This is a genomic window from Brevibacillus antibioticus (assembly GCF_005217615.1).
In the GTDB taxonomy this organism is placed as follows: Bacteria; Bacillota; Bacilli; order Brevibacillales; family Brevibacillaceae; genus Brevibacillus; species Brevibacillus antibioticus.
This window is the reverse complement of sequence record NZ_SZNK01000001.1, coordinates 1726589-1741356: the sequence shown is the minus strand read 5'-3', so window position 1 is coordinate 1741356 and position 14768 is coordinate 1726589. Positions and strand designations below refer to the sequence as shown.

At 46.8% G+C, this 14768-nt stretch carries 15 protein-coding genes and 1 riboswitch; of the genes, 2 read left to right on the top strand and 13 right to left on the bottom strand.

Annotated elements, in window-relative coordinates:
* The first annotated feature begins 24 nt into the window (after positions 1-24).
* Positions 25-738: a response regulator transcription factor gene (locus tag E8L90_RS07945; RefSeq protein ID WP_137028743.1), complete on the top strand. Its 714-nt coding sequence runs from the start codon at positions 25-27 to the stop codon at positions 736-738.
* Positions 739-2121 (top strand): sensor histidine kinase, encoded by a 1383-nt coding sequence (locus E8L90_RS07940; protein WP_137028742.1) that lies wholly within the window; start codon positions 739-741, stop codon positions 2119-2121.
* 90 nt (positions 2122-2211) lie between these two features.
* Here E8L90_RS07940 and E8L90_RS07935 read toward each other — a convergent pair whose 3' ends face one another.
* From E8L90_RS07935 to lanKC, 13 genes are all read right to left on the bottom strand, one after another.
* Positions 2212-3243: an ABC transporter substrate-binding protein gene (locus tag E8L90_RS07935; protein ID WP_137028740.1), complete on the bottom strand. Its 1032-nt coding sequence runs from the start codon at positions 3241-3243 to the stop codon at positions 2212-2214.
* Positions 3240-3998 (bottom strand): ABC transporter permease, encoded by a 759-nt coding sequence (locus tag E8L90_RS07930; protein ID WP_137028738.1) that lies wholly within the window; start codon positions 3996-3998, stop codon positions 3240-3242. The genes E8L90_RS07935 and E8L90_RS07930 overlap by 4 nt, the downstream gene beginning before the upstream one ends.
* Positions 3998-4780 (bottom strand): ABC transporter ATP-binding protein, encoded by a 783-nt coding sequence (locus tag E8L90_RS07925; protein ID WP_137028736.1) that lies wholly within the window; start codon positions 4778-4780, stop codon positions 3998-4000. Before E8L90_RS07925 ends, E8L90_RS07930 begins: the two co-directional genes overlap by 1 nt.
* Positions 4765-5445, bottom strand: coding sequence for a thiaminase II (tenA, locus tag E8L90_RS07920; RefSeq protein WP_137033333.1), 681 nt, complete (start codon positions 5443-5445; stop codon positions 4765-4767). Before tenA ends, E8L90_RS07925 begins: the two co-directional genes overlap by 16 nt.
* A gap of 8 nt (positions 5446-5453) precedes the next feature.
* Entirely contained in the window at positions 5454-6749 is a 1296-nt protein-coding gene (locus E8L90_RS07915; RefSeq protein WP_137028735.1) for an acetylornithine deacetylase, read from the bottom strand.
* Positions 6742-7515, bottom strand: a complete 774-nt coding sequence (locus E8L90_RS07910) for a thiazole synthase (RefSeq protein WP_137028733.1) — start codon at positions 7513-7515, stop codon at positions 6742-6744. The genes E8L90_RS07915 and E8L90_RS07910 overlap by 8 nt, the downstream gene beginning before the upstream one ends.
* Positions 7516-7520: 5 nt before the next feature.
* Complete coding sequence (thiS, locus tag E8L90_RS07905; RefSeq protein ID WP_137028731.1) at positions 7521-7724, bottom strand: sulfur carrier protein ThiS; 204 nt, start codon at positions 7722-7724, stop codon at positions 7521-7523.
* A gap of 199 nt (positions 7725-7923) precedes the next feature.
* Positions 7924-8034, bottom strand: a riboswitch (TPP riboswitch).
* 41 nt (positions 8035-8075) lie between these two features.
* Positions 8076-8459, bottom strand: a complete 384-nt coding sequence (kapB, locus tag E8L90_RS07900) for a kinase-associated lipoprotein KapB (protein WP_137028730.1) — start codon at positions 8457-8459, stop codon at positions 8076-8078.
* Between the two features lie 33 nt (positions 8460-8492).
* Positions 8493-9704 (bottom strand): alanyl-tRNA editing protein, encoded by a 1212-nt coding sequence (locus E8L90_RS07895; RefSeq protein WP_137028728.1) that lies wholly within the window; start codon positions 9702-9704, stop codon positions 8493-8495.
* Between the two features lie 82 nt (positions 9705-9786).
* Positions 9787-10014, bottom strand: a complete 228-nt coding sequence (locus E8L90_RS07890) for a hypothetical protein (RefSeq protein ID WP_244191614.1) — start codon at positions 10012-10014, stop codon at positions 9787-9789.
* Between the two features lie 96 nt (positions 10015-10110).
* Positions 10111-11394, bottom strand: a complete 1284-nt coding sequence (locus tag E8L90_RS07885) for a glycoside hydrolase family 18 protein (protein ID WP_137028726.1) — start codon at positions 11392-11394, stop codon at positions 10111-10113.
* A gap of 64 nt (positions 11395-11458) precedes the next feature.
* On the bottom strand, positions 11459-11767 hold the full coding sequence (locus E8L90_RS07880) for a thioredoxin family protein (RefSeq protein ID WP_137028724.1): 309 nt from the start codon (positions 11765-11767) through the stop codon (positions 11459-11461).
* A 158-nt stretch (positions 11768-11925) separates the two neighbouring features.
* The gene (lanKC, locus tag E8L90_RS07875; RefSeq protein ID WP_137028722.1) at positions 11926-14547 is read right to left on the bottom strand and encodes a class III lanthionine synthetase LanKC; all 2622 of its coding nucleotides are present in this window, start codon (positions 14545-14547) and stop codon (positions 11926-11928) included.
* Positions 14548-14768: the final 221 nt, after the last annotated feature.

Below are 14768 nucleotides of genomic sequence, written 5' to 3'. Positions count from 1 at the left end.
TATAATGAATACGGGTGATTCAATATGGAAGAGTGGAAACAGAAAAAAGTGCTCATCGTGGAAGATGAGCTTGAAATCAGAAATATGATCGATGGATTTTTGCGTAAGGAAGGATTCGCTCGTATCTTTCATGCGGGTACTTGTAAAGAGGCGTTAGCAGTATGCGCTTCGGACAAGCCTGATGTTGCGATCCTGGATGTCATGCTGCCTGATGGAGATGGATTTGGACTTTTGACCTCGATCCGTCGTTTCTCGCAAATCCCTGTCATTTTTCTGTCAGCGAGAGGGGAAGATGAGGATCGATTGCTCGGACTTGGCCTGGGCGCTGACGACTATATTGTGAAGCCATTTTTACCACGCGAGCTCGTTCTTCGTCTTCTGGTCATTTTACGACGCGTTTACGCGCCTCCCCAAATCGATCGTCTGCCCGTTTTCCAGCTAGGTGACAGTACGATCGATTTGGAGGCAGCAAGCGTGACGAGAGATCAGCACGAATACGCTTTGACCGCCAAGGAACACGCACTCTTGCGAAAACTGTATGAAAATCGGGGGCGAATCGTCACGAGCGATGCCCTTTGCCAATCCGTGTGGGGTGATGATTACTACGGGTATGAAAACACGCTGATGGTTCATATGCGGCGCATTCGCGAAAAGATCGAGCCATGTCCGTCCACTCCCGAATATTTGCTCACGGTTAGAGGACTCGGTTACAAATTACTCGTAAAGGAAGAGTTGTAGATGGATGGAGCCGCACGAATTTTACGTCGTTATACAGGTGCTTCTATCCTGATTGCCGTCTTTTTGCTCATCGTCAATTACATCATTCTCGGTACATTTGTTTTCAAAGGCATGAACGATGGCTCTCCTCCCATCCACGTCACACAAACAGTCGCAGAAGGTCTTCATCAGAACGGTACCCACTATACGTTGGAACCACATGCACAAGAATGGTTGCAAAAAAGCCAGGCTTGGGCCATGCTGATTGCGAACGATGGGAAGGTTATCTGGGACTACGCCATACCGAACCAATTGCCCCGCACCTATTCTCTGGCAGAAGTGGCGCAGTTCTCGCGAAATTACTTACAGGATTATCCTGTTTTTGTTTGGGAGCATGAGATGGGGCTGGTCGTCGTGGGCTACCCGAAGGACAGTCTCGCCAAGTACCAATTTCATTTCCCGATCAGTTGGATAAGCGATTTGCCGTATCGATTACTGGCTTTGCTTTTCGGAAATATACTGCTCGCCGCTCTTCTCTCGCTATTCATCGGCTCTCGACTCATTCGGGCAATCCGCCCACTGATTAGTGGGATTCACGCTCTGTCAGAAGATCAGCATACACAGGTCGAGGCAAAAGGAATGTTCAGCGGGATTGCCCGAAGCATCAATCATGCATCGTCGCTTTTGCAAGAGAAGAACGCTTTGCTAAAAGCCAGAGACGAAGCACGCTCGAACTGGATCGCTGGAATCTCCCACGATATACGCACGCCATTATCGATGGTGCTCGGGTATGCCAGTGAATTGGAAGAGAGCGACACGGTGCCATACGAGCAGCAGCAAAAAGCAAGCATTATTCGAAAGCAAGGGGAAAAGCTCCGGTCTTTGGTCAGCGACTTGAATCTTGTTTCCATGCTGGAATACGAAATGCAGCCCATTCATACCAAACCGATTCGGCTTTCGACACTTGCTCGGCAAATTGTCACTGACTTTTTAAACAATGATTTGGCAGAGACGTTTACCATCGAGCTGGATGTCGCGACTGAGCAATGCTTCGTGATGGGCGATGAAAAACTTCTTGTCCGCGCCATCACGAATTTGGTCCAAAACAGCATTGCACATAACCCATCGGGCTGTCACATCCATGTGCAAACGGCCCTGTCAGCTAACCAGCGCCATGCTCTTTTGATTATCACTGACAACGGAAAAGGCATGGAGCAAAGCATGCTGCCTGACTTGGTGGAATTGCCTTATTCGTCAAAAAGAAAATATCCCTTGCAGAATGGTCATGGTCTCGGTTTGCCCATGGTTGCACGTATTGCTGCCGCTCATCATGGACACCTGCTGTTAACAAGCGATACAGGAAAAGGGATGACAGCAGAACTTTGTTTCCCCCTCTCCTCCTAAAAGGAAGACATCATAGAGAAAGCACCTCCTTTGACTCGCCAATGGAGAGTAGACTCTCAAAAGCGTGCAAAGGGGGTGCTTTTTGACTGATTACTTCACGAGATCGCGCATGATCTCTTCTGCTTTGATGTCAGCTGTTATCAGCTTCTCTTTTTTCATCCAATCAATTAGTGTTTGCCAAGATTCGGCCGTCTGGTATGCAAAAGGCTTTTCCCCCGCATCCATCAACGGAATCAGGATATCCAAGCTCTTGGTCTCAATGTCTTTTTCCAGCGGGAAATCGGCAGCCTGTTTGGCAAGTAACAGATCGAGTGCCTTTTCCTTATTATTTTTCACATAATCCTGACCCTTGCCAATCGCGCGCAGGAAACCTTCCACTGCTTTCTGCTTTTTGCCCAAAGTCTCGTCACTTGTTGCCAATACGAGCTCATAATAGTCTGGAACACCAAACTCAAAAGGCTTGAACGCATTGACTGGAATGCCGTGCTTCTCCAAAATCAGTTGTTCGTGGTTGATATAGCCACCTACCACGGCATCGACCTTTTTGGCCGTCAACGCCGGGACGATGTCAAAGCCGATATCCGTGAAGGTCAGTCCGGAATCATCGCCACCACTATGCTTCACAACTTGACGTACGATAGATTCATCAAGTGGAAGGGATGGATAACCGATATTTTTTCCAGCCAACTTTTGCGGAGTATCGATTCCACTGTCTTGGCGCGTCATGATCACGTTTAACGGATGACGAACGAGTGCACCTACAGATACGACAGGAACTCCTTCTGCACGAGCTTGGACGAGCTGTGGCTGATAGCTGATTGCCAAATCTACTTTGCCCGCAGCCGCCATCTTCAATGGATCATTGCTGTCTGAAGGCATTTGCATGGTCACTTTGAGATTCTCGTCTTTGAAATAGCCTTGCTCCTCTGCGGCATACAAGAAGGAATGTACAGCATTCGGATACCAATCGAGCGCAATCGTCAGCTCAGTAGGCTCCGCTCCTTTATCAGCAGGGGCTTGCGTCTGACCAGCACCCGAGCTCGCTTGATTGCCGCAAGCAGCAAGTCCTGTTGCCAATGTAAGTGCCATGAATGCTTTCGTCCATTTGTTAAAAGGTTTCATTGTTGTTCTCCTTTGATTTTCATATGCGGGGAAAAATGACGTTCAATTCGTCCAACCAGCCAAAACAGTAGCATGCCGAGAATCGAGAGCAACAGGACCGAGGCAAACAACGCGGGAGCCTGAAAATTGCCGGATGCCCGTCTGCCAAAGTACCCGAGACCCTCGCTCGCGCCCAGCCATTCTCCAATCGTCGCCCCAGCCACGCTGTAGGTCGCTGCCACTTTGAGACCACTGAAGAAATGGGGTAAGCTCGACGGGAGTTGCAGCTTGGTGAAAATTTGCCCGTTTGTTGCCCCCATTGTTTTCAACAGCTGGAGCATTTCCTTGTCCGTCGAGCGAAGTCCATCATACGTGTTGACGACGATCGGAAAGAAAGTAAACAGAATCGTAACCGCGATTTTTCCAGATAAATCATACCCGAACCACAAAATAAATACGGGTGATAATGCTATCAGTGGGATCGTTTGGGAGATGACGATATACGGATAGACCAGGCGCTCTACAATCCGACTGCGAATCATCGCAAAGGCAAGGGAGATTCCAAATACAATCGAGATCGATAGCCCCAGTAACACTTCCTGTAACGTCGCCCAAAGATGTACACCTACTAGAGAGGCGCGTAAATCCCACAAAGACATGACCACAGCGCTAGGCGGCGGTAAAATGAATGGCGGCACCCCGAAGAAGCGACAACCAGCTTCCCACACCAAGAGAAAAATGGCGATGGAGATACCAAACCAGATGCCTCTCCCCATCATGCTTCTCTCCTCAACGGCTTCATTGCTGCTTGGCGCTCCTGTCGAAGCAGCTCCCAAATTTGTTCGCGCAACGCCAAGAATCCGGGTTGGTTGCGGCTGCTCGCCGTTCGCGGTCTGCTTACCGGAACGGTTAATTCGATCGGCCTGGTGATCGGGCTACCTGTCAGCACAATAATGCGGTCCGCGAGCAGAATGGCTTCGTCGATATCGTGCGTAATCATCAGCATCGTACTGCCTGTTTCCTGCCACTTTTCCATCAGCCACTCTTGCATGTCCATTCTCGTTATTCCATCCAAAGCACTAAACGGCTCATCCAACAGCATCATCTCTGCGCCTGAAAACAACGCCCGCAAAAAGGAAACTCGCTGACGCATTCCACCGGAAAGCTGGGCTGGATAGCTGTCAGCCCAATCCTGAAGCCCGTACCTTGGCAATTGCTGTCTGACTCGCTCATGGGCTTCTTTTTTCGTCATACCTTTGATTTCTAGCGGCAAAGCTGCATTTTCAACGATCGTACGCCATGGCATGAGCAGATCGCGTTGGGGCATATAGCCGACCTGCCCCAAACGATTTGCTACCGGTTCACTGCCGAGCCTGATTTCACCTTGCCCCGGCTCAAGAAGACCTGCGATGAGTTGAAACAAGGTGCTTTTCCCGATCCCGCTCGGACCGATCAAGCTGACGATTTCCCCTTTTTCCACACGCAGATCAAAATGATCGAGAATCTGCTTGTCGCCATACGAAAAGCTGACATCGGCGAAAGCTAGTTGTTCTCCCACGGCCACATTTCCTCTCTGTAGGACATGTCCCAGAACATGTACTCCATTTTGGAGGTGTTGACAAAATACTCTTCCAACTTGGCCAGCTCTTGCTCACTCTTACCTTCCGCCAATTGGTTCATGATATCCATTAGCCAGATCGCCAACTGCCCAAACTCGTCGGAGCTGTACATACGTACCCATTCGCCATAAAGTTCGTGATCCAGCGCGCCTTCTACTTCTGCCAAGCGCTTGCCGATTTCCCAATAGCTCCACGTGCATGGGAGTAGTGCACTCACCAATTCCGCCAACGACCCTTGATGAGCGACACGCAGCATGTAGCTGGTGTATCCCAGCATAACAAATGAAGGCTCTGTCGCTTCCAGTTCCGCGCGAGAGATGCCAAAGCGCTCAGCATACTGACGATGCAGCTCCATCTCTGTGTTCAGCGTCGATTCTTGCAAAGCAGCGAATCTGGAGCTTGTTTCCAGATCGTACGCCTTCACACTCGCAATCGCGAACATTTTCGCGTAATCAATCAGATAGATGTAGTCTTGTTTCATGTAATATTTGAATGCTCCAACGGGCAGGCTGCCATCTCCAAGTCCGGTGACAAAAGGATGTTGATGAACACGCTCCCAGATCGGGGCTACACTTTTTCTCAAACGATCAGTAAAGGTTGTCATGCTTTTGCTCACTCCTTCGCTTCCTTCGAGGTATTGCACCAGGTGGCAATAAATCGGGCCATGATCTGGGCAAAATGAACAAGCTGGTCAGGATCAATGGATTCATCGACGGCATGAGCATGCGTGAGCTCACCAGGCCCGAATAGGACAGCCGGAATGCCTGCATGCGCAAACCAGCCTACATCCGTCACCGTAGGCGACATATTAACGACAGGCGCTTGATGCATGTGACTTTCATATGCGGATTGCAGCGTTGCCAACCCCGGATGTTTCGTATCCAACTCCAGTGAAGGGAAGATTTCCCCGCGCTCCTCGATCATCGAACGTCCGCCCCATCGGAATGTTGGAGGATTGTCTCTCAGCCAAAGATCAGCTGCTGCTGCACGTCCGACGTGATCCTCGATCTCGCGGATGATCTCTTCGTAGGATTCATTCGGATAAAAATGAACGGTAATCCATAGAGCGCAACGATCTGCGATAAAAGCTGCGTGACGACCACCCTCGATAACTGCGGGATTGATCGTATTGCTGCCTGCCGGAAAGCCGGGATAGGACTTCATGACAGCCCAATCCCGCTCCAGCTCCTGTAGTGCGTTGATCACCTTCGTCATTTTTTCAATGGCAGAAGCTCCCCGGACACGTCCACCTGCATGAATCGTCTGTGCGCGCATTCCGTCATGCAGCGTCGTCGGACTCTCAATCGTGATCCAGCCTGTAATGACCCCGCCCTGTCCTTGCATTTGCAGATTGCTCGTGTCCACTACAACGGCGTAGTCAGCCTGATAGCCACGCTCGATAGCGACTAATGTCCCCGCTTCACCCGCTTCTTCTCCGATGACGGATTGAAAGAGCAGATCGCCTTGGAGCTCGATACAATGTTCGCGCAGCATTTGGATCGCAAACAAGCTCGCTGCGAGTCCGCCTTTCATATCCGCAACTCCACGGCCATACAGGCGACCATCCTTTCCATGTGTCAGAGCAAAAGGTGGATAGGTCCATCCCGAGTCATTACCAACTTCAGCCACATCGATGTGGCCGTTGATAATCAAGCTGTTTGCCCGCCTAGATGCATCCCCTGATAATCGACCGACGATATTGTCGTCTCCTGGATAAACCGTCCAGCGATCCACTTCAAATCCCATCGCTTGCAGTCTGTTAGCGATCACTCCTTGTGCAGCATCGCTGTTTCGCGCGGGAGGACTCACAGTCGGATGAGAAACGAGCTCTGCCAATAATGCGAACAGCTCTTCTTTGCGGCTGACAATCGATTCTATCGCTTCTGTCAGTCGATCCACGCTACTCAATCATCCCTTCGTTCGGGCTGCTTGCGGATGCGTAACGCTTTTTCGCGATACGGCCTGCCAGGAAGCCTTTGCGCCCTGCTTCCACCCCGAGCTTCATCGCTTCTGCCATCAGGACAGGATTGTCAGCGAGGGCGACTGCTGTATTCAACAAGACGCCGTCAGCACCTAGCTCCATCGCTTTCGCGCAGTCTGCTGGCGAGCCAATTCCTGCGTCCACAATAATCGGAACTTTCGCATCCTCGATGATAAAGCGGAGGTTGTTTTCGTTGACAATCCCTTGCCCGGAACCAATTGGTGACGCACCTGGCATAACCGCATGTACGCCAACCTCTTGCAGACGTCTAGCAAGAATCGGGTCGTCATTGGTGTAGGTCAGTACGATAAAGCCTTCTTCCACCAAGATTTTCGAAGCCTCGAGCGTGCCAATCGGGTCAGGGAGAAGTGTTTTTGGATCTCCAATAACCTCGACCTTGATCATGTCACACAGCCCAGATGCTTTAGCCAAACGGGCAATGCGCACTGCTTCTTCTGCTGTATAGGCACCTGCTGTATTAGGTAGCAGGGTGAATTTTTTCAAATCGAGCTGTTCCAAAAAGTTCGGTTCTTGCGGATTTTCCAAATTCAAGCGACGAATCGCAAATGTCAAAATTTCTGCTTCCGACACCTCTACCGCTTTCCCTTGCGTATCCAGGTCAGCGAATTTACCAGTACCCAGAAGCAAGCGGGAGCGAAACTCGTACGATCCAATTTTCAATGTATCTATCATGATGATCATCCTCCTCCGACAAAATGAACGATTTCTATGCGATCTCCGTCTGCAATCGGTGTTTGTTCGTATACTGAGCGATCAATAATGTCACCATTTCGCTCTACGACGACAATCTTCTCTTGCAGGGAATAAGAAGCAAGCAAGGCTCGCACTGTCGTGATTTCTTCCGCCAACTCTACTTTTTTCCCATTCAGCTGAACAATCATGGATTACCTCCTTCTACTGGAAAAAAACGGCTTCTCCCGCCTGCCTGAGTCGATTCAGACAAACAGAAGAAGCCGTATACCCATTCCATCTCATCGGACGAATGGCATAAAAAAACCATCCGCCTCGGATGGTTGAGTGAGATCTTATCATGTATGCACGCAAACAAGCATAGTTCCGCTCGGTTGCGACACCGTGATACTGATTCCAAATACCTCTTCCTCCGCTGGCATGACCCAGGTCAGGTTCAACGGTCAGTAACACACTCGTCACAATCTCAGCCAACGTTGCTTGGCCCCCGTTTGGTAGTAAAGCTATGCAATTGTCGTACATTCGAGTACTACAGTACCACTCTATTTCGTGTTTGTAAAGGCTTCCTTATGCATCTTTTCCAGCTCAACGAGACAGCGCTCTGCCCAAGCTGCCATTTTCGCAAGCTTTTCCATTTCTCTTTCCATCGCTTGTCGGACAGATTCCTTGTAGTCTGGAATCGCACCGTTATAGCGAATGACCCCTTGGACAGGCGTCATGAATTTTTCCAAGTAAGACAGTGCTGGACGCTGGTGAAACAGCGGCACATCTACTTCGTAGGAAGAATGCAAATCACCTTGCGTTGGGTATTTGGTAACAGCCAACACCTTTACCAGCAGCTTTGATTCGTGGATTTCCAATACTTCTGCAATATATTCACCTGTTCGCTGCGCAACGCGAACGATATCTCCCGGATTCCAGTTCATTTCGGGTATCCTCCTTTTGTTGAATCAATGTATTTACATGAGTGAGGTTTCCAGCAGTTTGCGAGCATGCAGCAATACTTCTTCTGCATTCACTACTGTCTGACCGCCACCCTGTGCCATCGCAGGATTTCCCCCACCTTTTCCATTTATGACTGGCAAGGTTTCTTTCAACACTTGATTGATGGCTACGTTGACTTCTTGCCCACGAGCAAACACGACTTGCATTTTGTCCTCGGTAGTAGCAGCCAAAAGGCAAATCGCATCTGGCGCCAGAGCAGTAGCCAGCTGTGCGAACTGTTGAAGCTGCTGAATCGTTTTGTCCGTGAAGGTACGCATAATGAGGCGAGAAGGACCGAGTTGGCTAGCAGCAGATAGTTGTTGGTTTACTTCCACTTCTAATAGCTGCTTATCCACTTCTGCCAATTTTGCCTTCAAAGCGTCGCGCTCAGCAAGGAGGCGTTCCGTCTGTGCGATCAGTTCCCCTTCATTGGTAGCGAGCAGCTTCGCCGTATCCCGAACAACAGCTTGCTTTTGGTTGTAGTCCCGCAAAGCTCGCCAGCCACAGATGAATTCCAGACGAATGTTTCCGCGGTGTCGCTCCCAGCCCAAGATCTTGATCATCCCGACTTCGCCTGTACGCGCTGGATGAGTTCCTCCGCATGGGTTGTAATCAAACTCAGGTATCATCACGACGCGAATATTTTCAGTAACGGTCGGCTGTTTTTTCAAAGGCAGCGTTGCCAATTCCTCGTCATCAACGAACCGCGCAAGGATGGGGTGGTTTTCCAGAACAATCTGATTCGCTCGCTTTTCTACCTTCTCCCATACATCTGTTGTCAAATCATCTAGTCGTACATCAATGGTGACACGTTCTTTGCCCAAGTGAAAGGCAACGGTCTCCGCCTGCACGACTTCCAGGAAGGACGCAGATAAAATGTGTTGACCAGCATGCTGCTGCATGTGATCGAAGCGGCGGTCCCAATCAATGTGACATGTTACTTCGGCTATGGTTTCAGACAAGGGAGCTTCCAGTCGGTGACGAATTTCGCCATCTACCTCTTCCACATCAACTACACGAATCTCTTCCAATACGCCCAGATCGGAAGGCTGTCCGCCTCCAGTAGGGTAAAAAGCCGTTTGATTCAGTACCACGTAAGGTGTCCCATCTTGCTCGACACCAGCCCTTGTCACTTGGGCAGAAAACGTTCTTGTATAGGCATCCTGATAATAGAGTCTGTCTTCCATCGTTACTCCTCGCCGCATGGAACCACGGTTCCAGCCTGATTCTCCCACTAGGGGGCAAAACGAAACAAAGTATGTATTAGTCTTAGCCGAACAAGCGATCCATTTGTTTTTCGCGCTCTTGGCGCTCCTCTGGGCTAGCCAGATCATACTTTTTCAATAAATGAAACAGCTCGTTTAGACGCTCTTGGCTGAGTTCGCCATTCAACTGATTTTTGAATTGACTCACACGCAACTCCGATAGATGTGGAGCTTGTTCTGCCAGTTTTTTGAGTACGTCCTCATGGCTGTGATCCAATTTGCATTCTCCCATGATTTCTCCCCTTTTCCTTCCTGTCATCTTCATCATACCATGATTTTTCATTCGAAAAAAAGGCGTACAACCCGTGATGGAATGTACGCCAGATGACTATGCACGCTTACGGACGCGAAAGTTCCCCTCGATCAACAACCAATTTTGCGGAAATGGCAAACCGAGTTTCCAGTAGCTGACGCCTCTTAAGCCAAGCTGTTTAACCAGATTGAACTTGGCTTGGATCGACCGCGCATCCTCAAACCACACCTGGTGTTGCTTGCCTTGATCATCCGTGTACGTAAAAAACGGAGCCTGCGCGCGATAGTCATACCGAATCACTGCATTATGCTGTGCTGCCAAAGCAATTGCCGCTTGCGGACTCAGAGCTTTCGCTGTCGTTCCTCGCTCGTACGGTAAGGTCCAGTCGTATCCGTACAGATTTTGGCCCATCAAAATTTTCTCGGCTGGTATTTCCGTAATGGCGTACTGCAAGACACGCCGCACAGGTCCGATCGGAGAAACTGCCATCGGAGGACCTCCACTATAGCCCCATTCATACGTCATGATCACAACAAAATCGGCAAGCGCTCCTATCGCCTTGTAATCATGGGCAGAATACCATTTCCCCGCTTGCACGGCACTCGTCTTCGGGGCGAGCGCAACAGACATCATCAACCCCGCCGCATGTATACGTCCCCTTGCTTTTCGCAAGAAGTTCGCGTACGCTTCTGCACCTGTTGTAGGCAAGGCTTCCAGATCAAAATGGATATCCCCCATTCCCAGCTCATGGGCGGTCGCGAGTATATTATCCAACAATTTGTTCTGGAGTTCTTGATCGTTCAAGATGAGTGCGCCCAATTCCGTACTGAACTGACCCTTTTCCAGATTCGTCACGACCATCATAAGGAGGGCTTGGTTTTCTTTTGCGATTGCTGGAAAATTGCTCAGATTTGGTCGTTGGAGGGTTCCATCCCGGTTGATGCGAAAGCTGAACGGTGCCAAATACGTAAGATGAGGGGCAGCCGTCCGCACATCCGCTTCCAGCGCTGGTGGGACAGTCCGCCGCGGTTCCACATACGCATTGAAATCAGCCGCTCGTCTAGGACGAGGCGGGATATATAGCTTTTGCCCGACTTGTAGCGGTTTATAGGGAGAAATCCCATTGACGCGAGCAAGCTCTGCTGCGCTGATCTGGTTACGCTGACCGATGGTATACAACGTATCCCCTTGTTTGACCCAATGGTAGCTTCCTACAATCGGGATCACCATCGCCTGTCCGGTTGCCAGCTTATTGGGATCTGGCAATTCATTCGCCTTGTTGATCGCTTCCGGCGTCGTACCGTACGTCTCGGCGATGCTCGCTAAGGTTTGTCCTTCTTCCACCACGTGGATTTGCATACGCCTCCTCCTTCGCATTTCTTCTCTCTTAGTCATATTCATGGCGAAAGAAATAGGTGTATGTCTAGGCCAGAGGTTTCAGTACATCGTATAAAAATCCAACGGACTGGATGGCATAATGGCGGTCCAACAATTCATGTCTGTGAAAAATAAGTAAGGCGGGTACGCTGGTCACTTGCCATTGTTCTGCCAATGCAGGTGCCGTATTAATATTGATCTGGTACAGATGAACGGTAGGGAATGTTTCTTCCATGATGCCGAGCATTCGTGCTGCGAGCTTGCAGGTCCCACACATTGGTGTATAGACAAAAAGAGCGACCGACCCCTTTTCTTGCAGGTATTGGATCAGTTCTGTTGAGGTTAGTTCTTGCAAGTCGTATCTCTCCTTTCTGCACATTGGATATGATGCAGGATCTAAACAACCTGTTTCTCTTTCGCAAACAAAAAACGACAGCAACCAACCATAAGGTAGCACTGTCCATTTGGTACCCTTATACAATTATGGAACAAAGCCAATCACTGCTCTACGCCTCATTGCTTTATTGTAGTTGGGGCAGCATTTACACATCCTACATCGTGGCTATATTTTGTATTTTTATAAAAATCATCGATATTTATTAATGGAAGCCAATATAATGGGTTATCTTTCAATATCCCCTCTAAAGCTAGTATAATACCAGAGCTCCCTGTTTGAAAGTCATCAGACAAACGATAACAAAACTGCCCTGGAAATAAAATATGATTTTCCTTAGGAATTAAAAATAAACGTAACAATTCTATTACACCATCTTTTTTGTTTGTATACGCAGAATCACTTTTTCCTAGTAGAGGCGGTATTATCAAAAAGCTTCCAGCGCCATCGAAAAGCCCCCCGCTTACGCTACATCTAACACGATATAAATTAGTAATTAAGCTCAATTCTCTTTGGTAACGTTTTTTATCACTAACATGATTTAGGTATACGATTGCTATTCCTATACCTATCGATCCCCCTGAAAGGTAAGGTAATAAACGATTGGAATCATCAATCGTTTGCAATGTGCTTTTGTCTTCTTTGGTTTTTTCTAAATCTTTATCAATACATTCGATAGATTTCAAGTAATAATTTTCCCTTTTGGTGACTGCATACAAAGCTGAGTAAAACAACGAGACTCCAGACCAACCTTCCATTATACCGATTGGAATCCCGGCCCAATCCTGAACTTTTAGCTCTTTCTTCTCGCTCATAAAAGTATCAATGATACTAGCTACAAATATTGCTTTTTCCAGAACACGTTCATCTTTTTCTTCTAAATAAAGACTAATGAACCCAAGTCCTATACCTGACAATCCTGACCTTAATGATATATCAGAAGAATTAAGATTCGTGTTTGCAAAGATGTTTATTGCTTCTTTTTTATAACCGATTTCATATAATGTTGTCGCTACGCCTGCTTTACCTGTTAATAATCCACCTTGTTCAATAGAATCGATGTTTCTCATTAATTCATTTTCAATCCAATGGTGTATATTACCACTCACAGTACCAGATCTACAAAATGCTAGCGCAGCTCCAGTGCCTCCATTTTGTACATTGTATTTCCCAGCTTTGCTTTCATATTGCCTGACATCACCATGAATTAACTTTTCGCTAGGAACAAAATTTTTCTCAATACCATTTCTGAGACCTTCTATAATGGAGGGAATATCCATTTTCAACGCATTTTTATTTATGGCATGCGACCTATCCTCTTCTCCTATAAATGATAAATGCTGATTACATTTTTCCCTTATCATTTTTACAAATGGTACAAAATCCTCTCCATAAACTTTTTCAATCCATTGATCTTGATAATCATACATATCAGGATCAATATCCTCGATTGGTCCAATTGGCAATAAGCAATGTCGTAGGATTTTCTTTATTGCATACCAATCCCTCTCTCCGTTATTTTTATTACGTGGATGAGAGAATCCGTATGTTTGCAGTGTAGGCTTTCCTTCAGAATCCTTAGGTCGTGCTGTTTCAAAGTCAATCAAAGTCACGTTTAAATCTTCGGATATGATGATATTTACTGGTTGTAAATCTCCCATTCCTACACCATTTTTATGCATTTCTTCAACAATAGACACCAATTTAGTAAGAATATTATGTATTTTGTTCTTATAGACTTTGATATCACCATTAGTAATAAAAGGGTAGTTCGCTACAATCCAGGAATCTAAGTCCATTCCATCCACATACTCTTCCACAAGAAAACTATGTTTCCAATGTGTAAAGTAATCTAGTATATTTACAATTCCATCTACTTTCGATAGCTTTGATAAAGCATCCAGTTCGATTTTTTGTCTTTCTAATGCATCAACTTTTTGACCATCCAATCCTGATTTTGGCCTTGCTTCTTTAATAATGACTTTCTTTTTATCTTTCTTCCTTTCTGACACATAGATTCCTCCACCATTCGTAAAGCGAAGTACACTTTGAAATTCGTATTCTTCAAATTTATTATTTTCTACTTTATCCTCAATAGATGTGGTATTTAAAGAATCTAAATACTGATCAAATTCTTGAACAAAAGAAGGTACTTGATAGTAAGGAACTCTCTCGTCTACAAGCAATTCACCATTCTCATCTTTTATGCACAATTCGCCTTGTTCGTTGAACATCATTGCAAATCCACCATACCTATAGTAAACATTACTGTTTTTCCAACACTTGTCACTCAAAATGTATGGACCATTCTCAAAAGAATGAAGTGCAGCATATAGTAGATCTAATAAATGTAAAAAATCATCGTCACTAGGAGGATAGATCGTAATAAACTTTCCCGAACTTGCTCTATTTGCGATCTTTGAGTTTGTAGTAAAATAATCCCATTCGCTTGCAAGATGTTTGAAATGGACTTTACGTTCAACCAAAATATGACTGACCTTCTGTAAAATCTGTTCTGCATTATCAAGTGTTGCACTAATATGAATTTTCCACCCTTGAGCTTGCAAGGATCGTTCTTTAAACTTGTACATTTTCCAAACAGAATTTTCTTCCCTGGTAACTACACAATCATCTGATAAATTTGTCACATGAAATTCTCTCTCAGAAACGCTTGGTTTGTTAGGAGTGAAATATTTCGAGTTTTCATTTAAATAATCATAATAAACCATGTTTGCCTTCATGATATACTCTCCTCCTATAAATGATTGATGTACCTCTCCCAATCAATCAAAAGGACCTAGTTGAAGTTACCCTTCAACTAGGCCTTCTCTGAAGAAGCACCTTACAACCATTACCCCCATGGCCAATGGCAAATGTTACTATACAATGACCACCTAGCAGCTACTACACTTGCCTCTTTTTGAGGAAGTTTTTGTAAATTCAGCACTTGATTCATTATTAT